A 21,034-nucleotide genomic window follows, 5' to 3' on the forward strand; every position below is an offset into this window, starting at 1 on the left:
CACGAGCGCCGCGCGCAAGGCGCATGCGGCGCTCTATGAAATTCTGATCACCTCAAGTTCCTGGTCGCCGACAGTGACGACATCTCCAACGGCCTTGCCCACGAGGAGCCGAGCGACCGGCGCAACATAGGAAATCGACCCGGCTTTCGGATCGGCCTCGTCCTCTCCGACGATGCGATAGGTCTGTACCCGCCCGTCATCACGGCTGAAGGTGACCGTGCTTCCGAAGGCCACCACGTCGGTCGTTCTCGGGTCGGCAACCAGTTGCGCCGTGCGGACGCGTTCGACGATATAACGCAAGTCGCGCAGAGGATTGGCCTGCTGCCGCCGCCGTTCGTTGACGTCTTCGATCCTGCTCGCAGCCTCATAGGCCTGGCGCGCGTCCTGCGCCTGCAGTTCAAGTGCCTTCAGCCCGGCCTCCGTCACGAGGTTGGGATGCGGCGAAATCGGCCGGTCGGGCAGCAGCGTTTCCGCTGCGGTTTCGGCACTCTCTTCCTTGGTAAAGGCAACAGCCATCTCGACCTCCAACAGCGAGGGGAAATACCCCTCAAGCCGCCAACGTCAGAATAATCGGCCCGTTGCGGGTTGCAACGACTGTGTGCTCGTACTGCACCGTCGGGGCTTGGGGATCGGCATAGAGCGTCCAGGCGTCATCGCCGCCTTCTGCCCATGTTGCCCCGAGCGACAGGAACGGCTCGACGGTAAAAACGAGGCCTTCCGTCATCATGCGCCGCTCGGACGGATCGGGCCAGGTGGAAAGCTCGGCCGGCTCCTCATGCAGCGAGCGGCCGACGCCGTGGCTGGCGAGATTGGCAACGAGCGTATAGCGGTTCTTCTGGGCAAAGGCGCCGACGGCATTGCCGATCTTCGCCAGCGGCTCGCCGGCCTTGATCTGGTTGAGGCCGACCCACAGCGCCCGCCGGCCGTCCCGGCACAGCTTCTCGATCTTCGACTTCACCGGCGGCACGGCGAAAGAGGCGCCGGTATCGGCAAAGAAACCGTCCTTTTCGGCCGAAACGTCGATATTGACAAGGTCTCCCGGCCGGATGACACGCGGACCGGGAATGCCGTGGGCAATTTCCTCGTTGACGCTGATGCAGGTCGCGCCTGGAAACTGGTAGCAGAATTCAGGTGCCGAGCGCGCGCCGGCATCTTCCAGAACCTTGCGGCCGATCTGGTCGAGTTCGAGCGTCGTCATGCCCGGCTCCATCGCCGCCGCCATTACCTGTATGGCGTTGGCACAGATGCGGCCGATATCCTTGAGCTTGGTAAGTTCCTCGTCGTTCTCGATAACCATAGACCCGTTCCGGTTTCACCCGAGAGCGACAGGCTCTTCGTCAAGCGGTGGATTTCGCGTCTTCGGAAGTCCCAGTCAATGCCTTTCTGACGATCGGCGCCACTTTTGTACCGTAAAGTTCGATTCCGCGCATGATCTGGTCGTGCGGCATCTGGCCGATCGCCATCTGCAGCAGGAAGCGGTCGTTGCGGAAAACCTTGTGGGCGGCAATGATCTTCTCGGCAACCAGTTCCGGATCGCCGAGGAAGAGATTTCCGGTCGGGCCGCGCGACATGTCGAAATGTGCCCGGCTCGTCGGTCCCCAGCCGCGCTCGCGGCCGATGCGGTTCATTACTTCGGCCTGCGGACCGTAGAACTGGTCGGCCGCGGCCTCCGTCGTATCGGCAATGAAACCGTGAACGTTGATGCTGGTCTTCAGCTTCGTCGCATCCTGCCCCGCCCGGCGGGCCGCTTCCCGATAGAGATCGAACAGCGGCGCAAAGCGCGGATATTCCCCACCGATGATCGCAAGCGCCACTGGCAAGCCAAGAGCACCGGCGCGCGCCGCCGACTGCGGCGTACCGCCCACCGCAATCCACAGCGGCAGCTGATCCTGCAGCGGCCGCGGATAAACGCCGCGGCCGTGGATCGGCGCGCGCAGCGCGCCCTTCCAGTCGACCACTTCGTTGTCGCGCAGAGCCAGAAGAAGATCGAGTTTTTCCTCGAACAGCTGGTCGTAATCTTCGAGATTGTAGCCAAAGAGCGGGAAGGATTCGATGAAGGAGCCGCGCCCCGCCATGATCTCGGCACGGCCGTTGGAAATCAGGTCGAGCGTCGCAAACTGCTGGAACACCCGCACCGGATCGTCCGAAGAGAGAACCGTGACGGCGCTGGTGAGACGAATAGTCTTGGTCTTCGTCGCGGCGGCAGCAAGTGCGACCACCGGCGCGGAGGCCACATAATCGGGTCGATGATGTTCGCCGAGCCCAAAGACATCGAGCCCGACCTGATCGGCAAGCTCGATCTCCTCGATCAGATGCTTGATCCGCTCGGCCGCTTCCACTCCCTTGCTGCGGGAAGCGTTCGGATTCACGTCTGCAAATGTATAAAGGCCCAGTTCCATGATCGGCACCCTGTTAAACTTAAGCCCGGAGATAAGGATGCGGCGAGTGAAGAGCAAACAGAAATTCTGGAACGATATCTTCGAGAAAATCGATAGTCTGAGCACCCCCGGCAGTGCCGCGCTTCGACAAGAATGCCCATGATCGGCATAGGCTGATAGTCGTCCATCGCGCGCTCAATTGCATTGCGCAATATACCCTACGGTTTTGCGGCTGGTTGCGCCGCATCTTCCTGCATCTTGTCGATCTGCCGGCGGATATGGGCAGCTTCCGCCGCCGAATGGGCAAGCGCAATGGCGCGGTCGAAGGCGAGGCGCGCCGGCGCGATGCGCCCGAGCTGCTTCAGCAGATTGCCGCGCAGACCATGGTAGTAGAAATAGCCGTCGAGCTTCTCATCGAGCTGCTCGATAAGATTGAGCGCCTCCTGCGGGCCATTCAGCTTTGAGACCACGACGGCTCGGTTGAGCGTCACCACGGGCGAGGGCTGGACACGTTCCAGCGCGCGGTAGAGGAGATCGATTTCCACCCAGTCGGTATCCTCAGCCCGCTTGGCACGCGAATGGACGGCAGCAATTGCCGCCTGCAGCTGGTAGGGACCGGGCCTGCGGTGACGCAGCGCCTTGTCGAGCAGCGCCAGCGCCTCGTTGATGAAGGGCTGGTTCCAGAGCGAGCGGTCCTGATCCTCGAGCAGCACGATCTCCCCTTCGGGGCTGAAGCGCGCCTGACGGCGGGAAATCTGTAGGAGCATCAGGGACAGCAGCCCCATCAGCTCCGGCTCGGCGGGGAAGATATGCAGCATCAGCCGCGCCAGCCGGATCGCCTCGTCGCTGAAGGCTGCCGCCTCCTGCTCCGGATCGGCCTGGCTGTAGCCCTCGTTGAAGATCAGATAGATCATCGTGCTGACGATCGTCAGACGCTCGGCCCTCTCCTGTGGGCTCGGCGTTTCAAAGGGCACGCCGGCCTTCGCCACCCGCGCCTTGGCGCGCGTGATGCGTTGTTCCATGGCGGTTTCGGATACGAGGAAGGCACGGGCGATCTGCGAGACCGACAGGCCGGAGACGATGCGCAGAGCCAGCGCGATCTGCTGCGTGGCAGGCAGGTCCGGATGGCAGCAGATGAAGAGCAGCCGCAGGATGTCGTCGCGATAGTGGGAATCGTCCAGCCGATCGGCAATATCGCTTTCGGCATCCTCCCTATCCGAAATCTGATCCTCGTCCGGCAGCGCCTGGATCTTCACGCGCTTGCGCACCGCATCGATGCCGCTGTTGCGGCCGACGAAGATCAGCCAGGCCGTCGGATCGCGTGGCGGCCCCTTTTCCGGCCATGTCCGGATAGCCCGCAGGCACGCCTCCTGAAACGCCTCTTCCGCAGTATCGAGATTGCGGAAATAGCGCAGAAGCGCGCCGAGCGCCTTCGGCCGGGCCGAGGCAAGCGCGAGGTCGATCCAGGCAATGTCTGTCATGATGCGATCTCTCCCGGCCTGAACGTGTAGAACGGCCGTATTTCGTAAGAGGTGGAACCCGGATTGACCGCCGAAAGCTGTTTCGAGAAGGCGATCGCCTCATCCAGCGTTTCGAAATCAACCGTATAGAAGCCGAGAAGCGCCTCTTTCGTTTCCGCAAACGGACCATCGACAACGAAGGCCTCGTCCCTGCCCTTGCGCACGGTCGCTGCGGTCGTCGTCGGCATCAGCCGGCCGGTCGGGCCGAGCTTGCCGGCAGCGGCAAGCGGCTCGATCACGGCATGGAGATTTCCCATGACGGCAGCCTCTTCCTCCTCGGTCCAGGCAAAAACGGTTTCCTCATTGGCGTAGCAAAGGATTGCGTAGAGCATCGGTAACTCCTCTTTCCGAATGACGAAGGAGTAACCGTTTGGCCGACAGGCCGCATCAAAAAATTACGATTGGGAAAATCAGTGAATCTGATCGAAGCGCTGCGGTTAGCCTATGACGGGGCTCCGAAATCCACGCCATCGAGTTGCCTAATTTGGCCCTGAGAGCTGTCGGCGCTTTCCATCACTTTTCCATTCGAGACCCCCGTGAACAAATCTCAGAAACTTCTCGCGGCGCTTACCACCCTTGTATTGTCGACACAGGCTGTCCATGCCGCTTCCAACCCGGAAAACTTTCTCTATATGGGTTCCGGCGACCTCGCAGCCGCAAAGGCGAAACTCGCCCGGCCGGATATCGGCGGCGTGCAGGTTGTCTATAACTGGAAGAGCCTGGAAACGGCGAAGGGCCAGTATGATTTTTCGGCGATCGAGCAGGACCTGGCCATCGCCAGAAGTCTGAACAAGAAGATGTTCATCCAGGTGCAGGACCGCTTCTTCAATCCGAAGGCGCGCAACATCCCCGACTATATGCTGACCGAACCGGAATATGATGGCGGCCTGACCCCGCAATTCGATAATCCCGGAGAAAACAAGCCAGTCGGTTCCGGCTGGGTCGCTCAGCAATGGAACCCGGCGGTTCGCACCCGCTACCAGGCGCTGTTAAAGGCGCTCGCCGAAAAGTTCGACGGCCAGGTCTACGGCATCAACTTGCCGGAAACCTCCATCGACCTCGATCCCAAGCATGAACCAAACGGTTTCTCCTGCGACGCCTATTTCTCCGCCGAGATGGAAAACCTTGCCTTCGCCCGCAAGGCCTTCGAAAAGTCGCTGGTCGTGCAATATGTGAACTTCTGGCCCTGCGAATGGGAGAACGACCACAACTATATGGGCCGCCTCTTCGATTTCGCCGAAAAGAACAATGTCGGCCTCGGCGGCCCCGATATCGTGCCGAACCGCAAGGCGCAGATGAAGAACTCTTATCCCTTCTTCAACAAGTACAAGGGCAAGCTCAGCTATGTCGGCCTCGCAGTGCAGGAGCCGACGCTGACCTACAGGAACCCCGCGACCAAGAAGCCCTTCACCAAGGAAGAGTTCACCGCCTTCGCAAAGGACTATCTCGGCGCCGACGTGATCTTCTGGAGCATGGCAACGCCTTGGCTGAAGAAATGACAAGAACAGTCAGGCGGCCGCCAAGCCGCCTGCCACAGCTCCCCCTGACTTAGCCGCCCCAGGCCGAATTGCGGATCACGCTGCAGAAATTACCTCTGTGGAAATGTGGCTCCTTGTCGGCGATCACATCCGCCTTCACATTGCCGAAGGTCGTTTGCGGCTTGTGCTTGATGCCGTCATAGAAGGTCTGGATGATATCCTCCTTGAAATTCGGCGTGCGCGGATGCGCGTGCACCACCGCCTCACGGTCGACATCGCCGAAGCCGTGATAGTCGATGCCGAGAACATCCATTTCCACGCCTGCCGTCACCAAGGCCACGACCGGGTGCATATGCTGCGGAATGCCGGGCGTCGTATGCAGCGCGATAGCCCTCCAGACGGTGTCGATATCGACCTGCGAGATACCGTAACTTTTCAAGAAATCACGAGCAGCATTGGCGCCGTCGACCTCGAAACGCTCGTGCTCCGAACTATGCTGGTGCGTCAGCCCCATGTCATGGAACATGGCGCCTGCATAAAGCAGTTCCGGGTCAAAATTCAGCCCGCGGCGTTTGCCCAAGAGCGCACCGAAATAATAGACCCGGCTGGAATGATGAAAGAGCAGCGGCGATTCCGTGTCCCTGACAAGTTCGGTAATGTCGCGTGCCAGCTTGCTGTCGGGAATGCTGATGCCGCCGATCGTCAATGTCATCGTCTTTCTCCTTGATGGTGGATGTCAAGGAGCGTAAAAGCGGACGAGAATGTCAGCAATCGACGCTATCCGGCATTTTCTGCCAAAAACATTCCGCTGCGGACATGAGGCCGTCAGATGAAGCCCCGGACCATCGCCATCCTTGCCGTTCCCGGCGTCCAGCTTCTGGATGTTTCCGGCCCCCTCGATGTTTTTGCCGAAGCTAACCTGCAGAGCGACAGGCAAGTTTATCGCCCCGTCGTCATCGCCACCACGCACGGCCATATCCGCAGTTCTTCCGGCATCCGCCTGGTCGCCGATTATACGATCGAGGACGAGACCGGTCCGCTCGATACGCTGCTTGTCGCCGGCTGTCCCAATTCGGCTGAGATCGAGCATGATGCAAAGCTGTTGGCATGGCTCGGCAAGGCTGCACCCGGCGCCCGCCGTTACGGCTCGGTCTGCAGCGGCGCATTCCTGCTCGCGTCCGCCGGCCTGCTAGACGGCCGCCGGGTAACCACGCACTGGGCCGTCGCAGAGAGGTTGAGACAGGCCTATCCCACCGTGACGGTCGAGGAGAACGCGATCCATGTGGCCGACGGGGAGTTGAGAACCGCTGCCGGCGTTACAGCGGGACTGGATCTTGCCCTCTCCCTTGTCGAAGAGGATCTCGGCCGTGACGTGGCGATGCGTGTCGCAGCCCAGCTCGTCATGTTCTTCAAGCGCCCTGGTGGCCAGATGCAGTTCAGCCGCAAGGGCGAAGCCGTCCCCGCCGGACGCTCGGCGCTACAGGAAGTGCAGCGCTGGATAGCAGCCAATCCCGCTGCCGACCATAGCGTCGCCGAACTCGCCCGCCGGATGGAACTCAGCCCCCGGCATTTCGCCCGTCTATTTCGCGATGAAGTCGGCATGACGCCGGCAGCCTGGGTCGAATCTACCCGCATTGCCGCCGCCCGCCGGCTGCTCGAAAGCGGCCATGCGCCGAAACAGGTGGCCAGCGAATGCGGCTTTGCCGATGACGACACCTTGCGCCGCGCCTTCACTCGCCATCTCGGCGTGACACCTGCGGAATACCGCAAGCAATACGCGCACATGAGCCTGGTGAGCTGAGCGATCAGAGTTCGCTCAGCGTCCGCTTTACCGCGTTCTTCCATCCCTTGAGCTTCGCGGCGCGCGTCTTGTCGTCCATGGCGGGTTCGAAGCGCCGGTCCCGCTTCCAGGTGGCCGAGAACGTCTGCCGATCCGGCCAGACGCCGGCCCTGCTACCGGCAAGCCATGCCGCTCCGAGCGCCGTCGTCTCCAGAATGACGGGCCGATCGACCGGTGCTTCCAGCAGGTCGGCGAGCCGCTGCATCGTCCAGTCGGAGGCAACCATGCCACCGTCGACGCGCAGCACCGTATTGTCGGTGCCGTGCTTCCAGTCCTTCTGCATGGCCTCCAGCAGGTCGCGCGTCTGGTAGCAGACAGCTTCCAGCGCCGCGCGGGAAAGCTCTGCCGGTCCGCTGTTGCGCGTCAGGCCGTAGATCGCACCGCGCGCCTTGGCATCCCAATGCGGCGCGCCAAGGCCGGTAAAGGCCGGCACGAGATAGACTTCCTGCGTCGGATCGGATTTTTCCGCCAGATCACTCGTATCGGATGCCCTGTCGATGATGCCAAGGCCATCGCGCAACCACTGAACAGCCGCCCCGGCAATGAAGATCGAGCCCTCCAGTGCATAGGTCGTTTCACCGTTAAGGCGATAGGCAATCGTCGTCAGCAGCCGGTTTTTCGAACGCACCATGTCGCTGCCGGTATTCAGCAGCGCGAAGCAGCCTGTCCCATAGGTCGATTTCAGCATGCCCGGCTCGAAGCAGGCCTGGCCGATCGTCGCCGCCTGCTGGTCGCCGGCAACACCGAGGATCGGGATCGCTGCGCCGAAAAGCTCCGGATCGACGGTGCCGAAATCATCGGCGCAATCCTTCACTTCAGGCAGCATGGCGGCCGGTACGCGCAGGATGTCGAGCAGATCCGCATCCCATTCATTGGTGGCGATATTGAACATCAGCGTCCGCGAGGCATTGGTCGCGTCTGTGACAAAACTCTTGCCGCCCGTCAGCCGCCAGATGAGGAAGGTATCGATCGTGCCGAAGCAGAGATCGCCACGCGCCGCCCTTGCGCGCGCGCCCTTCACATTGGCGAGCATCCAGGAGAGCTTCGTTCCCGAGAAATAGGGATCGAGAATGAGACCCGTCTTTTTCGTGAAGGTGCGCTCCAGATCCTGCCGCTTGAGATTGTCGCAATAGCTTGCCGTGCGCCGGTCCTGCCAGACGATGGCGTTCTGAATCGGCTTGCCGCTTTCGCGCTCCCAGACGACGACGGTCTCGCGCTGGTTGGTGATGCCGAGTGCGGCAATATCCTTGGCCGTCACCTTGGCTTCGCGTAGTGCCATATGGATGGTGGAAACGACCGAATCCCAGATTTCCTCGGGATCGTGCTCCACCCAGCCGGATCGCGGATAGATCTGCGTGAATTCCTTCTGGCCCATGCCGGCGATCTTCATGTCGCCGTCGAAGACGATCGCCCGCGTCGAAGTCGTTCCCTGATCGACCGCCAGAACATATCCACCCATGCGATTCCTCCCGCTGCATGCTGTTGTCGTGGCAAATCAATAGGGCAGGTCCGCCTGGCTTGGAAGGGCGTAAGTGGCGGCGCCCCTCAGCCACTTCCCGATTGCCAGCCCGCCGCCTTTGGGCATAACCTCGCTTCAACGTTGCAATGCAGCATCTCATAGTCAGGAAGGAAGAAGCATGAGCAGATCAGTCGTCGTCACCGGGTCCACCAGCGGCATCGGGCTTGCGATTGCCACTGCCTTTGCCGCCAGGGGCGACAACGTCGTCATCAACGGCTTCGGAAAAGAAGATGAAATCAATGATATAGTCGGGCGCCTTGAATCATCGTCGAAAGCGAAGGCACTCTATCACCCGGCTGACATGACGAAGCCATCAGAGATTGCCGATCTGATCGAAACTGCGGCTAAGACCTTCGGGACGGTCGATGTCCTCGTCAACAATGCCGGCATCCAGCATGTCGAAAAGATCGAAGATTTCCCGATCGAGAAGTGGGACCAGATCATCGCCATCAATCTGTCCAGCTCTTTCCATACGATGCGTGCTGCGATCCCGCTGATGAAAGCGAAAAAACATGGCCGCATCATCAACATCGCTTCGGCACATGCCTTGGTCGCGTCGCCCTTCAAATCTGCCTATGTAGCGGCAAAACATGGTATGTTAGGCTTAACGAAGACGGCAGCGCTCGAGCTTGCCGAATTCGGCGTGACGGTAAACGCCATTTGCCCCGGCTACGTGCTGACCCCGCTGGTCGAAAAGCAGATCCCGGATACCGCCAAGGCGCGCGGCATGACCGAGGAACAGGTCAAGACCGAAGTCATCCTCAAGGCGCAGCCGACGCATGAATTCGTCAAGGCCGAGGAGATCAGCGCGCTCGCCATCTACCTCGCAAGCGAGGAAGCCCGACAGGTAACCGGTACGCATATCTCGATTGACGGGGGCTGGACGGCGGCATAACCATTTTGGAAAAACAACCGGGAACATCATGAACGACAGCATCCGCTTCATCCTCAATGGCGAGGACGTTTCCTTGGAGAACGTCCGGCCGACCGAGACTCTTCTTGATTTTCTCCGGCTGAGGCGGCGACTGACGGGCACGAAGGAAGGCTGCGCCGAGGGTGATTGCGGCGCCTGTACCGTGCTGGTCGGCCGGTTGATCGACGGCAAGCTTTTCTATGAATCCGTCAATGCCTGCATCCGCTTCATCGGCTCCCTTCAGGGCACCCATGTCGTGACGATCGAGCACCTGGCGGCTAGAGACGGCACGCTGCATCCGGTGCAGCAGGCCATGGTCGATTGCCACGGTTCGCAATGCGGCTTCTGCACACCCGGTTTCGTCATGTCCCTCTACGGCCTCTGGCTCTCCAACGAGAAGCCCGACCGTGCCGAGATCGAACAGGCGCTCCAGGGCAATCTCTGTCGCTGCACCGGCTACGAGCCCATCGTCAAGGCAGCCGAACAGGTGAGCCTGCAGCGCCCGAGCACGCTCTTCGATCCCTTGGAAAAGACCCGCGCCGAAATCATCGCCCGCCTCTGGGCCATGCAGGCATCGGAAACGCTGACGGTCACGTCGGAAGAAGGCCGGCTGATCGTGCCGCGCTCCCTGGAGGCACTGGCGAAGATCCTGGCCGCAGAACCCGCAGCAACGATCGTTGCCGGCTCGACCGATGTCGGCCTCTGGGTCACAAAGCAGATGCAGCAACTGAACCCCGTTGTCTTCATCAATCACCTGACGGAGCTTCAGTCGATCACCGCAGGCGAGACCGGCATCACCATCGGCGCCGGCGTCACCTATACCCGCGCCTTGGAGACCATTGCCCGGAAAATTCCGACCGTTGCCCGCCTCATCACCCGCATCGGCGGCGAACAGGTCCGCAATATGGGCACAATCGGCGGCAATATCGCCAACGGTTCGCCGATCGGCGACAGCCCGCCGCCGCTGATCGCACTCGGCGCACAACTGACGTTGCGCTCGACCGCGGGCACGCGCACGCTTCCGCTCGAAGATTACTTCATCGCCTATGGAAGGCAGGACCGCAGGCGCGACGAATTCGTCGAAAGCCTGTTCGTGCCTTATCCGACCGCCGACGCGAAATTTGCCGTCTACAAGATCAGCAAACGCCGCGACGAGGATATCACCGCCGTCCTCGGTGCTTTCCATCTGGTGCTGGATGAGACAGAACACGTTACCGACATCCGTATCGCTTTCGGCGGCATGGCCGCAACGCCGAAGCGCGCCCGCAGCGTCGAGGCAGAACTGATCGGCAAGATCTGGAATGAAGCGACCGTCGAGGCCGCCCGCCCCGCCTTCGATGCCGATTTCCAGCCGCTGACGGACTGGCGCGCAACTGCTGAATACCGCAAGTTGACGGCCAAGAACCTGCTGACGCGGTTTTACCTCGAAACGGTCGGTGCGCCCGCCGAACTGAAGCGGTTCGAGGAGGTGGCATGATGAAGATGATATATGTCGGCACAAGCGGCGGCACCATATCTCCTCGCGAAGGAGCCATCTGATGGACAAGTCCGCCTTCGAGGAACGCAAGCTCATCAACGGCCAGATGCATGTCTCGCTGCGCCATGATTCAGCGCATAAGCATGTCACCGGAAGTGCCGATTATATCGACGATATTCCTGAACCGTCCGATCTGCTGCACGGCGCGCTTGGCCTGTCCGACCGCGCCCATGCCGAGATTGTCTCGATGGATCTATCCGAGGTCCAGACCTATCCCGGCGTCGTCTGGGTCTTCACCGGCAAGGACATTCCCGGCATCAACGACGTCAGCTCCAACGGCAGTCATGACGAACCGCTGCTCGCCGAAACTCTGGTTCAATTCCACGGCCAGCCGATCTTCGCAGTGATCGCGCAAACCCGCGAGATTGCGCGGCGCGCCGCCCGCAAGGCAAAGATCGAATATCGCGACCTGCCGCACTGGAGCGATATCGATGGGGCTATTGAAAATGGCAGCCCGCTCGTCATCACGCCGATGACGCTGAAGCGCGGCGAGCCGGAAACGGAAATGGCCAACGCCCCGCGCCGGCTGACGGGCCGCATGCGCATCGGCGGCCAGGAGCATTTCTATCTCGAAAGCCATATCGCCATGGCGATCCCAGGCGAGGATGATGAGGTTGCTGTCTGGTCGTCCACACAGCACCCGAGCGAAATCCAGCATATCGTCGGACAAGTGCTGCACATCCCCTCGAACGCCGTGACCGTGAACGTGCGCCGCATGGGCGGCGGCTTCGGCGGCAAGGAAACGCAAGGCAACCAGTTCGCGGCCCTTGCGGCAATCGCCGCCAAGAAACTGAAGCGCGCCATCAAGTTCCGTCCGGATCGCGACGAGGATATGAGCGCCACCGGCAAGCGCCACGACTTCCGTGTCGATTACGAACTCGGCTTCGATGAGGAAGGCCGCATCCACGCCGTCGACGCCACCTATTCGGCCCGCTGCGGCTTCTCCTCCGACCTGTCAGGCCCGGTCACCGACCGCGCCCTCTTCCACGCCGATTCCAGCTATTTCTACCCGCATGTGCATCTGACCTCGCAGCCGCTGAAGACGCATACCGTCTCCAACACCGCCTTTCGCGGTTTCGGCGGGCCGCAGGGCATGCTCGGTGCCGAGCGCTTCATCGAGGAGATCGCCTATGTCGTCGGCAAGGATCCGCTCGATATCCGCAAGCTGAATTTCTACGGCCAGACGGGTTCGGGGCGCACGACCACGCCCTATCATCAGGAGGTCGAGGACAATATCATCGCCCGCGTGGTCGAGGAGTTGGAGGACAGCGCCGATTACCGCGCCCGCCGCAACGCCATCGTCGCCTTCAACCGCGACAGCCGCTATATCCGCAAGGGCATCGCCCTGACGCCGGTCAAATTCGGCATCTCCTTCACCATGACCGCCTTCAACCAGGCCGGCGCGCTCGTCCATATCTATCAGGACGGCTCGATCCACCTGAACCATGGCGGCACCGAAATGGGCCAGGGCCTCTACACCAAGGTGGCGCAGGTTCTTGCCGACAGTTTCCAGGTCGATATCGACAGGGTGAAGATCACGGCGACGACGACTGGCAAGGTGCCGAATACCTCGGCCACCGCCGCTTCTTCCGGTTCGGACCTGAACGGCATGGCCGCCTTCGATGCAGCCCGTCAGCTCAAGGAACGACTTGTCGCCTTTGCCGCGGAGAAATGGGGCGTTCCGGCCTCGGAAGTGATCTTCCTGCCTAACCGTGTGCGGGTCGGAGACATCGAAGTCCCCTTCCCCGATTTCATCAAGCAGGCCTATTTCGCCCGGGTGCAGCTCTCAGCCGCCGGCTTCTACAAGACGCCGAAAATCCATTGGGACCGCAAGGCCGGCCGCGGCACGCCTTTCTACTATTTCGCCTATGGCGCCGCCTGCACCGAAGTGTCGATCGACACGCTGACCGGCGAATATCTCATCGACCGCACCGATATCCTGCATGATGTCGGCCGCTCGTTGAACCCGGCGATCGATATCGGCCAGGTCGAAGGCGCCTTCGTTCAGGGCATGGGCTGGCTGACGACGGAAGAACTCTGGTGGGATGACAAGGGCCGCCTGCGCACGCATGCGCCTTCCACCTACAAGATCCCGCTCGCCTCCGACCGGCCGAAGATCTTCAACGTGCGCCTGGCAGAATGGTCCGAAAATACCGAAGCGACGATCGGCCGCTCGAAAGCCGTCGGCGAGCCACCCTTCATGCTGGCGATCTCAGTGCTGGAGGCTCTTTCCATGGCTGTCGCGAGCGTCGCGAATTATCGCGTCTGCCCGCGTCTCGATGCGCCCGCAACGCCTGAACGCGTGCTGATGGCGGTCGAGAGGATGAAGAGGGTGTAACGATGACGCGGCGCGAAATCCTTTCCGGTTTTCTGCCCGGCAGCGACTTCCGCGCCTTCCTGGCCCTCCAGCCTGAAACGATCCTCGTCGAAGTATCCGGCACGCAAGGTTCGACGCCGCGCGAGGCCGGCACCTTCATGCTGGTCTCGGCAAGGAGCGTCTGGGGCACGATCGGCGGCGGCCAGTTCGAATTCATCGCCATCGGCAATGCCCGCGAGATGCTTGCCGGCACCGGCGGCACGGAGATGATGGATATTCCGCTCGGACCGGAAATCGGCCAGTGCTGCGGCGGCCGCACGCAACTGCGCTTCCGGCCTGTGACGGATACGGTCAGGGATGAACTGGAGAAGAAACAGGAAGAAGAAACAGAACGTCTGCCCGAGGTCTATGTCTTCGGTGCCGGCCATGTCGGCCGTGCCTTAGCCGCATCCCTTGCTCCACTGCCGCTCTCGGTCACCGTCATCGAAACCCGTCGGGATGAGCTTGCCAATCTTCCCGCTTCGACGAAAAGCCGGTTGGTGCCGATGCCCGAAGCCTTGGTGAAAGACATGCCCGCTGGCGCGGCGCTCGTCATCCTCACCCACGATCATGCACTGGATTTCCTGATTGCTCGCGAGGCGCTTGCCCGCACCGATTTTGCCTATGTCGGCATGATCGGTTCTGCGACCAAGCGCGCCACCTTTGCAAGCTGGCTTTCCCACGAGGCAGGCGGCGAGCGCTCCTGGCTCGATCGCCTCACTTTGCCGATCGGCGGATCGGCGGTGAAGGACAAACGCCCCGAAGTGATCGCCGCCGTGACAGCAGCCGAAATCCTGACCGCACTTTCCGCCTATCGCAACCGATCGTCCTCGTAACGCGGATCGCGTCCATCCAGGAAACCGAGATCGCGCTTGATGCGATCGGGTGTGACGTCCATGTCCAGCTGCGGCATCCGGCTGCCGATCCCCCGGGCCAGCCGGCGGATGAGGACAGTGATCAATGCCTCTTTTGCGAGGGAACGGCGTTCTTCGATAGCTTGGCAATCCATGACATCACCTTGATGGTTTGATGAGATGATTGCAGTTTGCCGGGAAAAATGCTGCAATTCCAATCGAACAACCGTCTGCATCCATAAAGAGAATTTATCCATGAAACTGTCGAAGCAGTTCCCGCTGAACGCGCTGCGCGTCTTCGAAGCCGTGGCCCGGCTCGGTAGTTTCACCAAGGCAGGCGACGAACTCGGCATGACGCAAACCGCCGTCAGCTATCAGATCAAGCTCCTGGAGGAGAATATCGGCGAGCCGCTCTTCCTGCGCCGTCCGCGTCAGATCGAGCTGACGGAAGCGGGCGAACATCTGGCACCCAAGGTCTCCGAAGCATTCAACATCCTGATCGAAGCCATGGCTTCGATGCGCAAGGCAACCGAGGAAACGCTGACGATTCATTCGACTGCGACCTTCGCCCAGCAATGGCTTTCGCGCTACATCGGCGCGTTCCAGCTGCAGTTTCCCGATATCGCCGTCAGGCTCGTCACCTCGGGCAACATCGTCGACTTTCAGAAAGAGGCGGCCGATGTCGCGATCCGCTGGGGTCGCGGCGATTGGCCGGGCCTCATCAGCCATTGCATCATGAAGCTTGATTTCGCCCCCATGCTGAGCCCGAAGCTCGCGGCCGAAATCGGTGGCGTTCACGAGCCCACAGATCTTCTGAAACTGCCCCTGATCAGCGCCGGCGATCCGTGGTGGGCGCAATGGTTTGCTGCCGCCGGCGTCAAGGATGCCGATCTCTCGCGCTATCCGAAAAGCGAATTCGGCACGCAGATCCTCGATGCCAGCATCGCCATGGCTGGAGGCGGTGTTGCCATGCTCAACCCAGGTCATTTCCAGGAAGACGTTGCCACCGGAAGGCTCTATCAGCCCTTCGAACTGACCGGCAACGACGGGCGCGACTATTGGCTGGCCTATCCCGAAAATAGGCGCAACGTTCCGAAAATCAGAAACTTCCGGAAATGGCTGCTGGAAAAATTCAATGTCGAGCAGGATTGAACTCGTCGCGCGAACGCGACAGATCTTAAATCTCGCTCAATAGCCCATCTCGGGCGCATAGAAACATCGCGGCGTATCCTCGTTCGGGAACAGGCAGAGATGGTAATCGCTGTCGCCCGAATGCATCGCCTTGGTCATCGGCAGCAGAAAGACATGGTAGCGCGTCACAAGTCGGTGATCGCCAGGCTTCAGCGTCAAACGATAACCATCCGGCGTGATGGCAACGGCCTTGGACGGGATCATCTGGCAATCGCCGGTTTCGGCATTTCCATTGCAACAATAGGGGTCGTAACTCCACCCAGTACCGGCGTCGTGGGCTGTCGCGAACGACGCATATGCAATCATCACGCATGTCAGAATGCTGCGCATGGGCATCTTCTCCGTCGATGAATGCGCCGCCGGTCTTTAGCGGTTTTCCACCTCATCCCGGCGGCTGCGTTTAAAAACTGTAACCCAAATTTCACATTTCAAGGAATCGGCTGTTCCACATTGGAGCATCAGCAGTGGATAAAATGCCGCAGAAATCGGCGATTTTTTAAGGCATACGAATGACACGCCCGCTCCACAGCGCAGCGCACAACCAGATTGCCACCTCAAATTGCGCGGATATAAATAATCTGATGGAAGAGCAGCGATATGCTTTCGGCCGTTTCACGCTCGACCCCGGCAGCGGCATGCTGCGACGGGACGGCCAGCCAGTTGCGCTCGGCCAGCGTGCGATTTCACTGCTCAAGGCACTGCTCGACGGCGACGGACGCCCGGTCGGAAAGGACGCGTTGATCGAAGCGGGCTGGCCGGGACTGATGGTCGAGGAAGGCAATCTTTCGGTACAGATCGCGCATCTGCGCAAGGCGCTCGGACAGCGGCCGGACGGGCAGGAATGGATCGTCACGCTGCCGCGCCTCGGCTATCGCCTTTTCAAGAGCCAGGCGCCGCTCGCCGATATCGGGGACGACGTGTTCCCTTCGCTCGCGGTGCTGCCCTTCGAAAATCTCAGTGGTGATCCTGAACAACAATATTTTGCCGATGGCATTGTCGATGACATCATAACGGCGCTCAGCCGCTTCAAATCCTTTGCCGTCATTGCCCGCAATACCAGCTTCGTCTACCGCGGCGCCGGCGACATCCGAAAGATCGCCGGCGAACTCGGCGTCAAATATGTGCTCGAAGGCAGCCTGCGCAAATCCGGCAACAAGCTGCGCATCTATGCCCGGTTGGTGGATGCCGCAGCCAATGTCCAGCTTTGGGCGCAAAGCTTCGACGGCGACCTCGAAGACGTCTTCGAGTTCCAGGACCGCATTACCGAATCCGTCGCCGTCGGGATCGAGCCGCATGTCCAGCGAGCCGAGTTGGAACGTGCGCGCCGGGAACGGCCCGGCAGCATCTCCGTCTACGACATCTGTCTGCAGGTCCTGCCGAAGATCTTGGCCGAAACCTCCGCTCAGAACGCGGAAGCCCATGCGCTGCTAACCGAAGCACTTGAGCGCGAGCCGGACAACGCCCGCATCCTGGGGCTAGCCTCTTATACGCTCGAACACCGCAGGACGAGGGGTTGGCCGCCCTTTGGCCCGGATGACGCAGAAAAATGTGTCGCGCTCGCGCGCCGGGGCATCGAACTGGCGAGAGGCGACGCCACGATCATGGCCACCTGCGGCATGTCGCTCATTCAGGTCGGGCGTGAATATGATTGGGGCCTGGCGATCATGCAGGCCGCAGTCGACCTCAATCCGAACAGCCTTAACGTGGTCTTGAGGGCCGGAATTGCTCACCTTCATTGCGGCAATCTAGATCAGGCGCAGGAATATCTCATGCGCGCCCACCGCCTGAGCCCGCTTGATCCCTACGCCCACATCACCTTCAGTGGCCTCGCCGACATCGAGATGATCCGCGGCAATTACGAGCAATCGCTTCTCTGGGCGTCACGCTCTTTGGCGCTGAACCCGAATTTCGATCCGACGGTCTGGATTCTGATCACCGACAACATGCTTCTCGGACGGAAAGAAGAGGCAAAACGCTTCCTGCAGCATCTCCTGCGCATCGCGCCCGACAGCACGCTGGCAAGCATCGCGAGCGGACAGGCAACCAAAGTTCCCGAGCGCCTGGCCCTTGTCATCAACGGCCTGCGCGAGGCAGGCCTGCCGGAAGCTTAGGAATGTTTCGGCATTCTTTGGATCTTTTAGGCTGCTGCTAAAGGACCCGACGCAAGCAAGCGGGCCAATCTCCTTCCATCGCGCGCAAACAGCGCGCAGTGTGGGAGGTCCCCGATGTTATCGCCCTTGATGATCCTGTCGCTCGACCAAGGCAAGCTCACCCCTGCCCCACGGTCTGTCGGTCTATTCGATACCCGCCTGCTGGAGGACATTGCCGACTGTATCGTTGAGCCAGAAGTGCCAAGCTCAGCCGGTCCGCAGACCGCCGGACTAATGGCCTTCATCCGCAAAAGCTTGCGGTTCTGGCCGCGGACCCTTCCCGCTCAGCACAGCTGAACCGGCTGAAGCCGTAAACTAGTGCTTCTTCTGCTGCTGTTCGGCAGCCGCAACGCGGTTCAGCATCGCCACCATCTTTTTCTTGATCGAGCCGTAGGTGCCGAGTTCGAAATCGCAGCTGAAGCAGGTGATGATGTCGCTGTCGATCGGCTGCGGGCGCGGAAACTTCATGCGCGTGTTGCGGCACTTCGGGCAAGGGACTTCGATCTGCATGTTTCAGCGGCTCCTAATAGCGTCTCTGGCGATGCCTTAGCATATATGCCAAACCCAGCAAGCTCTTCCTGCAATGTCCACTGCGGGAAGAAACCCCACGATCCCCCTTTCTTCTCGTCAGAATTTCTCGCAATCTCACGAGTCGGAGGAAGAACAGGGGAACTGAATGTATGAATATGCCATAGCTTGGGAATGGCTGGCCTTTGCGGCGCGCTGGTTCCATGTCGTCACGGCGATTGCCTGGATTGGATCGTCCTTCTATTTCATTGCGCTCGACCTTGGTCTGGTGAAGCGCCCGCATCTGCCCGCCGGCGTCCATGGCGAGGAATGGCAGGTGCATGGTGGCGGCTTCTACCACATACAGAAATACCTGGTGGCTCCGGCCGAGATGCCGGAACACCTGACCTGGTTCAAATATGAGAGCTATTTCACCTGGCTCTCCGGCTTCCTGATGCTCTGCATCGTCTATTATGGTGGGGCCGATCTCTTCCTCATCGACCGCCATGTGCTCGATATTTCCAAGCCCGTCGCGATCCTGATCTCACTCGCGTCGCTCGGCTTCGGCTGGATCGTATACGACCTGCTCTGCAAGTCGCCGCTCGGCAAGAACACCTGGGGTCTGATGGCGGTGCTCTATGTCGTGCTGGTCTTCATGGCCTGGGGCTATACGCAGGTCTTCACCGGCCGCGCAGCCTTCCTGCATCTCGGCGCCTTCACCGCCACGATCATGTCGGCCAACGTCTTCATGATCATCATTCCCAACCAGAAGATCGTCGTCGCCGACCTGATCGCCGGCCGCACGCCGGATGCCAAATACGGCTACATGGCCAAGCAGCGTTCGCTGCATAACAACTACCTGACGCTGCCCGTCATCTTCTTCATGCTGTCGAACCACTATCCCCTGGCCTTCGGCACCGCCTTCAACTGGGTGATCGCAGCCCTCGTCTTTCTAATGGGTGTCACGATTCGCCACTGGTTCAACACCACGCACGCCCGCAAGGGCCGGCCCACCTGGACCTGGATCGTCACAGTCGTGCTCTTCATCCTCATCATGTGGCTGTCGACCGTGCCCAAGCTGCTGACCGGCGAGGATCAGACCGTATCCGTCGCTCCAGCCTTCCAGCAATTTGCCGGCGATCCGCATTTTCCTGCGGTAAAGCAGTTGATCGGCACGCGCTGTTCCATGTGTCATGCGGCAGAACCGGTCTATGAAGGTATCGCCCGGCCGCCGAAGGGCGTAGTTTTGGAAAATGACGCAGAAATCGCCGCCCATGCGCGCGAAATCTATATACAGGCCGGCCGAAGCCATGCAATGCCGCCGGGCAACGTGACCGATATCACGCCCGACGAGCGCAGGCTGCTCGTCGCCTGGTTCGAAAGCGCAGTCGAAGGCAAACAAGAATGACCACAACACTTCTGCGCGGGCGCCTGCTCTCCTTCCGCCGCGCTCCGCTCAGCCTCGCCGATGGTGAGAGCTATTTTTACGAGACAGATGGTGGTCTGCTGATCGAAAATGGCATCATCGCCGCAATCGGCGCCTATGCTGACGTCAAGGCCAAGGCGCCTGTTGAGGTCGTCGAAATCGATCACCGTCCGCATCTGATCATGCCTGGTCTCATCGACATGCACCTGCATTTCCCGCAGATGCAGGTGATCGCCTCCTATGCCGCAAATCTGCTGGAATGGCTGAACACCTACACATTCCCGGAGGAATGCCGCTTCGTCGAAAGCGCCCATGCCGAGAGGATCGCCACGCATTTCTACGACGAGTTGATCCGCCACGGCACCACGACGGCCGTCGCCTATTGCTCTGTTCACAAGACTTCGGCCGACGCCTATTTCGCGGAAGCCATGCGCCGCAACATGCGCATGGTCGGCGGCAAGGTGATGATGGACCGCAACGCGCCGCAGGGCCTGCTCGATACACCTGAGATGGGCTACGACGAAACCCGGCAGGTGATTGCCGACTGGCACGGCAAGGGCCGCAACCACGTCGCCATCACGCCACGCTTTGCCATTACCTCGACACCGGCGCAGATGGAGGCGACGGCAGCGCTCGCCCGTGAATTTCCCGATCTTCACATCCAGACGCACCTCTCGGAAAACCACGACGAAATCAAATTCACCTGCGCGCTCTATCCTGATGCGACCGACTACACCGATATCTACGCCCGCTATGGCCTGCTTGGACCGAAGAGCCTCTTCGGCCACGCCATCCATCTTTCGGATCGTGAAGCAGATGCCATGAGCGAAAGCAGTGCAGTCGCCGTCCATTGCCCGACCTCGAACCTCTTCCTCGGCTCCGGCCTCTTCCCTCTGAAGGAGCTTGCCCGCCGGCACAAGCCGGTCCGTATCGGCGTTGCCACCGATATCGGCGGCGGTTCGAGCTATTCCATGCTGAAGACCATGGACGAGGCCTACAAGATCCAGCAGCTCCTGGGCGAACGCCTCAATCCGCTCGACAGCTATTATTACATGACGCTCGGCAATGCCGAGGCGCTGTCGCTGGCCGACAGGATCGGCACGCTGGAACCGGGTACGGACGCCGATATCGTCGTTCTCAACGCCGCCGCAACGCCAGCCATGGCCTTGAAAATGGAAGTGGTAAAGACATTGCCGGAGGAGCTTTTCCTGCTGCAGACCATGGGCGACGACCGCTCGGTGACCGAGACCTACGTGGCCGGCGTGGCGGTGAAGGGCCAGCTTTCCAAAACTGCCGGCTAAGGCAAAAACTGCCCTGGAATCAAATAGCAAAGCGCCGAAAAAGCGTGGTACATGAGCGAACTGT

The 21,034-nt window shown here is 60.6% G+C and carries 21 protein-coding genes; 11 read left to right on the plus strand and 10 right to left on the minus strand.

Translation table 11 applies throughout. From position 1 onward, the window contains the following. Positions 1-33: 33 nt before the first annotated feature. The 5 genes from greA to KQ933_RS14060 all read right to left on the minus strand — a co-directional run bounded on the left by greA (position 34) and on the right by KQ933_RS14060 (position 4,230). Positions 34-516 carry a transcription elongation factor GreA gene (gene greA, locus KQ933_RS14040; protein WP_216755454.1) on the minus strand — a complete coding sequence of 161 codons (483 nt, stop codon included), beginning with the start codon at positions 514-516 and terminating at the stop codon, positions 34-36. Positions 517-547: 31 nt separating this feature from the next. Then, positions 548-1,297: a type I methionyl aminopeptidase gene (gene map, locus KQ933_RS14045; protein WP_183731838.1), complete on the minus strand. Its 750-nt coding sequence runs from the start codon at positions 1,295-1,297 to the stop codon at positions 548-550. Between the two features lie 40 nt (positions 1,298-1,337). Further along, entirely contained in the window at positions 1,338-2,399 is a 1,062-nt protein-coding gene (locus KQ933_RS14050; protein ID WP_216755455.1) for an LLM class flavin-dependent oxidoreductase, read from the minus strand. A 197-nt stretch (positions 2,400-2,596) separates the two neighbouring features. Beyond that, entirely contained in the window at positions 2,597-3,859 is a 1,263-nt protein-coding gene (locus tag KQ933_RS14055) for an RNA polymerase sigma factor (protein WP_216755456.1), read from the minus strand. Next, positions 3,856-4,230 (minus strand): YciI family protein, encoded by a 375-nt coding sequence (locus tag KQ933_RS14060; protein ID WP_183731850.1) that lies wholly within the window; start codon positions 4,228-4,230, stop codon positions 3,856-3,858. The genes KQ933_RS14055 and KQ933_RS14060 overlap by 4 nt, the downstream gene beginning before the upstream one ends. Before the next feature lie 204 nt (positions 4,231-4,434). Here KQ933_RS14060 and KQ933_RS14065 point away from each other — a divergent pair, with 204 nt between their 5' ends. Continuing rightward, positions 4,435-5,397, plus strand: coding sequence for a hypothetical protein (locus KQ933_RS14065; RefSeq protein WP_216755457.1), 963 nt, complete (start codon positions 4,435-4,437; stop codon positions 5,395-5,397). 49 nt (positions 5,398-5,446) lie between these two features. On the opposite strand, the gene KQ933_RS14070 is transcribed toward KQ933_RS14065, so the two are convergent. After that, positions 5,447-6,088, minus strand: a complete 642-nt coding sequence (locus tag KQ933_RS14070) for an HD domain-containing protein (RefSeq protein WP_216755458.1) — start codon at positions 6,086-6,088, stop codon at positions 5,447-5,449. A 117-nt stretch (positions 6,089-6,205) separates the two neighbouring features. Here KQ933_RS14070 and KQ933_RS14075 point away from each other — a divergent pair, with 117 nt between their 5' ends. Then, the gene (locus KQ933_RS14075; RefSeq protein WP_216755459.1) at positions 6,206-7,177 is read left to right on the plus strand and encodes a GlxA family transcriptional regulator; all 972 of its coding nucleotides are present in this window, start codon (positions 6,206-6,208) and stop codon (positions 7,175-7,177) included. Between the two features lie 4 nt (positions 7,178-7,181). Here KQ933_RS14075 and glpK read toward each other — a convergent pair whose 3' ends face one another. Further along, complete coding sequence (glpK, locus tag KQ933_RS14080; protein ID WP_216755460.1) at positions 7,182-8,675, minus strand: glycerol kinase GlpK; 1,494 nt, start codon at positions 8,673-8,675, stop codon at positions 7,182-7,184. A gap of 178 nt (positions 8,676-8,853) precedes the next feature. Here glpK and KQ933_RS14085 point away from each other — a divergent pair, with 178 nt between their 5' ends. The 4 genes from KQ933_RS14085 (at position 8,854) to xdhC (ending at position 14,377) form a co-directional block, all read left to right on the plus strand. Continuing rightward, entirely contained in the window at positions 8,854-9,630 is a 777-nt protein-coding gene (locus tag KQ933_RS14085; protein ID WP_216755461.1) for a 3-hydroxybutyrate dehydrogenase, read from the plus strand. A gap of 28 nt (positions 9,631-9,658) precedes the next feature. Continuing rightward, positions 9,659-11,125 carry a xanthine dehydrogenase small subunit gene (xdhA, locus tag KQ933_RS14090; RefSeq protein WP_216755462.1) on the plus strand — a complete coding sequence of 489 codons (1,467 nt, stop codon included), beginning with the start codon at positions 9,659-9,661 and terminating at the stop codon, positions 11,123-11,125. Between the two features lie 61 nt (positions 11,126-11,186). Next, positions 11,187-13,523, plus strand: a complete 2,337-nt coding sequence (gene xdhB / locus KQ933_RS14095) for a xanthine dehydrogenase molybdopterin binding subunit (RefSeq protein ID WP_216755463.1) — start codon at positions 11,187-11,189, stop codon at positions 13,521-13,523. A 2-nt stretch (positions 13,524-13,525) separates the two neighbouring features. Next, positions 13,526-14,377: a xanthine dehydrogenase accessory protein XdhC gene (gene xdhC, locus KQ933_RS14100; protein ID WP_216755464.1), complete on the plus strand. Its 852-nt coding sequence runs from the start codon at positions 13,526-13,528 to the stop codon at positions 14,375-14,377. Here the strand turns inward: xdhC and KQ933_RS14105 are convergent. Continuing rightward, positions 14,353-14,550, minus strand: a complete 198-nt coding sequence (locus tag KQ933_RS14105) for a hypothetical protein (RefSeq protein WP_216758913.1) — start codon at positions 14,548-14,550, stop codon at positions 14,353-14,355. The two genes, xdhC and KQ933_RS14105, sit on opposite strands and share 25 nt — an antisense overlap. Positions 14,551-14,650: 100 nt before the next feature. Here KQ933_RS14105 and KQ933_RS14110 point away from each other — a divergent pair, with 100 nt between their 5' ends. Next, positions 14,651-15,547: a LysR substrate-binding domain-containing protein gene (locus KQ933_RS14110; RefSeq protein WP_216755465.1), complete on the plus strand. Its 897-nt coding sequence runs from the start codon at positions 14,651-14,653 to the stop codon at positions 15,545-15,547. 36 nt (positions 15,548-15,583) lie between these two features. Here the strand turns inward: KQ933_RS14110 and KQ933_RS14115 are convergent, their stop codons facing one another. Then, a complete protein-coding gene (locus KQ933_RS14115) occupies positions 15,584-15,916 on the minus strand; it encodes a hypothetical protein (protein ID WP_216755466.1) in 333 nt (110 codons plus the stop codon). Positions 15,917-16,167: 251 nt separating this feature from the next. Here KQ933_RS14115 and KQ933_RS14120 point away from each other — a divergent pair, with 251 nt between their 5' ends. Further along, a complete protein-coding gene (locus KQ933_RS14120; protein WP_216755467.1) occupies positions 16,168-17,697 on the plus strand; it encodes a winged helix-turn-helix domain-containing protein in 1,530 nt (509 codons plus the stop codon). Positions 17,698-17,811: 114 nt separating this feature from the next. Beyond that, on the plus strand, positions 17,812-18,033 hold the full coding sequence (locus KQ933_RS14125) for a hypothetical protein (RefSeq protein ID WP_216755468.1): 222 nt from the start codon (positions 17,812-17,814) through the stop codon (positions 18,031-18,033). An 18-nt stretch (positions 18,034-18,051) separates the two neighbouring features. Here KQ933_RS14125 and KQ933_RS14130 read toward each other — a convergent pair whose 3' ends face one another. Beyond that, positions 18,052-18,246 carry a hypothetical protein gene (locus KQ933_RS14130; RefSeq protein WP_216755469.1) on the minus strand — a complete coding sequence of 65 codons (195 nt, stop codon included), beginning with the start codon at positions 18,244-18,246 and terminating at the stop codon, positions 18,052-18,054. 166 nt (positions 18,247-18,412) lie between these two features. Between KQ933_RS14130 and KQ933_RS14135 the strand changes: the two genes are divergently transcribed. Both KQ933_RS14135 and guaD read left to right on the plus strand, forming a co-directional pair. Beyond that, a complete protein-coding gene (locus tag KQ933_RS14135) occupies positions 18,413-19,651 on the plus strand; it encodes a urate hydroxylase PuuD (protein WP_216755470.1) in 1,239 nt (412 codons plus the stop codon). Then, complete coding sequence (gene guaD, locus KQ933_RS14140; protein ID WP_216755471.1) at positions 19,648-20,970, plus strand: guanine deaminase; 1,323 nt, start codon at positions 19,648-19,650, stop codon at positions 20,968-20,970. Before KQ933_RS14135 ends, guaD begins: the two co-directional genes overlap by 4 nt. The last annotated feature ends 64 nt before the right edge of the window (positions 20,971-21,034 follow it).

The sequence above is a fragment of the Rhizobium sp. WYJ-E13 genome (genome assembly GCF_018987265.1).
Lineage (GTDB): Bacteria > Pseudomonadota > Alphaproteobacteria > Rhizobiales > Rhizobiaceae > Rhizobium.

Excerpts from the sequence above, each read along its gene's own strand:
- greA (WP_216755454.1), bottom strand. The coding sequence starts at position 516 with ATGGCTGTTGCCTTTACCAAGGAAGAGAGTGCCGAAACCGCAGCGGAA.
- map (WP_183731838.1), bottom strand. The coding sequence starts at position 1,297 with ATGGTTATCGAGAACGACGAGGAACTTACCAAGCTCAAGGATATCGGC.
- KQ933_RS14050 (WP_216755455.1), bottom strand. The coding sequence starts at position 2,399 with ATGGAACTGGGCCTTTATACATTTGCAGACGTGAATCCGAACGCTTCC.
- KQ933_RS14055 (WP_216755456.1), bottom strand. The coding sequence starts at position 3,859 with ATGACAGACATTGCCTGGATCGACCTCGCGCTTGCCTCGGCCCGGCCG.
- KQ933_RS14060 (WP_183731850.1), bottom strand. The coding sequence starts at position 4,230 with ATGCTCTACGCAATCCTTTGCTACGCCAATGAGGAAACCGTTTTTGCC.
- KQ933_RS14070 (WP_216755458.1), bottom strand. The coding sequence starts at position 6,088 with ATGACATTGACGATCGGCGGCATCAGCATTCCCGACAGCAAGCTGGCA.
- KQ933_RS14075 (WP_216755459.1), top strand. The coding sequence starts at position 6,206 with ATGAAGCCCCGGACCATCGCCATCCTTGCCGTTCCCGGCGTCCAGCTT.
- glpK (WP_216755460.1), bottom strand. The coding sequence starts at position 8,675 with ATGGGTGGATATGTTCTGGCGGTCGATCAGGGAACGACTTCGACGCGG.
- KQ933_RS14085 (WP_216755461.1), top strand. The coding sequence starts at position 8,854 with ATGAGCAGATCAGTCGTCGTCACCGGGTCCACCAGCGGCATCGGGCTT.
- xdhA (WP_216755462.1), top strand. The coding sequence starts at position 9,659 with ATGAACGACAGCATCCGCTTCATCCTCAATGGCGAGGACGTTTCCTTG.
- xdhB (WP_216755463.1), top strand. The coding sequence starts at position 11,187 with ATGGACAAGTCCGCCTTCGAGGAACGCAAGCTCATCAACGGCCAGATG.
- xdhC (WP_216755464.1), top strand. The coding sequence starts at position 13,526 with ATGACGCGGCGCGAAATCCTTTCCGGTTTTCTGCCCGGCAGCGACTTC.
- KQ933_RS14105 (WP_216758913.1), bottom strand. The coding sequence starts at position 14,550 with ATGGATTGCCAAGCTATCGAAGAACGCCGTTCCCTCGCAAAAGAGGCA.
- KQ933_RS14110 (WP_216755465.1), top strand. The coding sequence starts at position 14,651 with ATGAAACTGTCGAAGCAGTTCCCGCTGAACGCGCTGCGCGTCTTCGAA.
- KQ933_RS14115 (WP_216755466.1), bottom strand. The coding sequence starts at position 15,916 with ATGCGCAGCATTCTGACATGCGTGATGATTGCATATGCGTCGTTCGCG.
- KQ933_RS14120 (WP_216755467.1), top strand. The coding sequence starts at position 16,168 with ATGGAAGAGCAGCGATATGCTTTCGGCCGTTTCACGCTCGACCCCGGC.
- KQ933_RS14125 (WP_216755468.1), top strand. The coding sequence starts at position 17,812 with ATGTTATCGCCCTTGATGATCCTGTCGCTCGACCAAGGCAAGCTCACC.
- KQ933_RS14130 (WP_216755469.1), bottom strand. The coding sequence starts at position 18,246 with ATGCAGATCGAAGTCCCTTGCCCGAAGTGCCGCAACACGCGCATGAAG.
- KQ933_RS14135 (WP_216755470.1), top strand. The coding sequence starts at position 18,413 with ATGTATGAATATGCCATAGCTTGGGAATGGCTGGCCTTTGCGGCGCGC.
- guaD (WP_216755471.1), top strand. The coding sequence starts at position 19,648 with ATGACCACAACACTTCTGCGCGGGCGCCTGCTCTCCTTCCGCCGCGCT.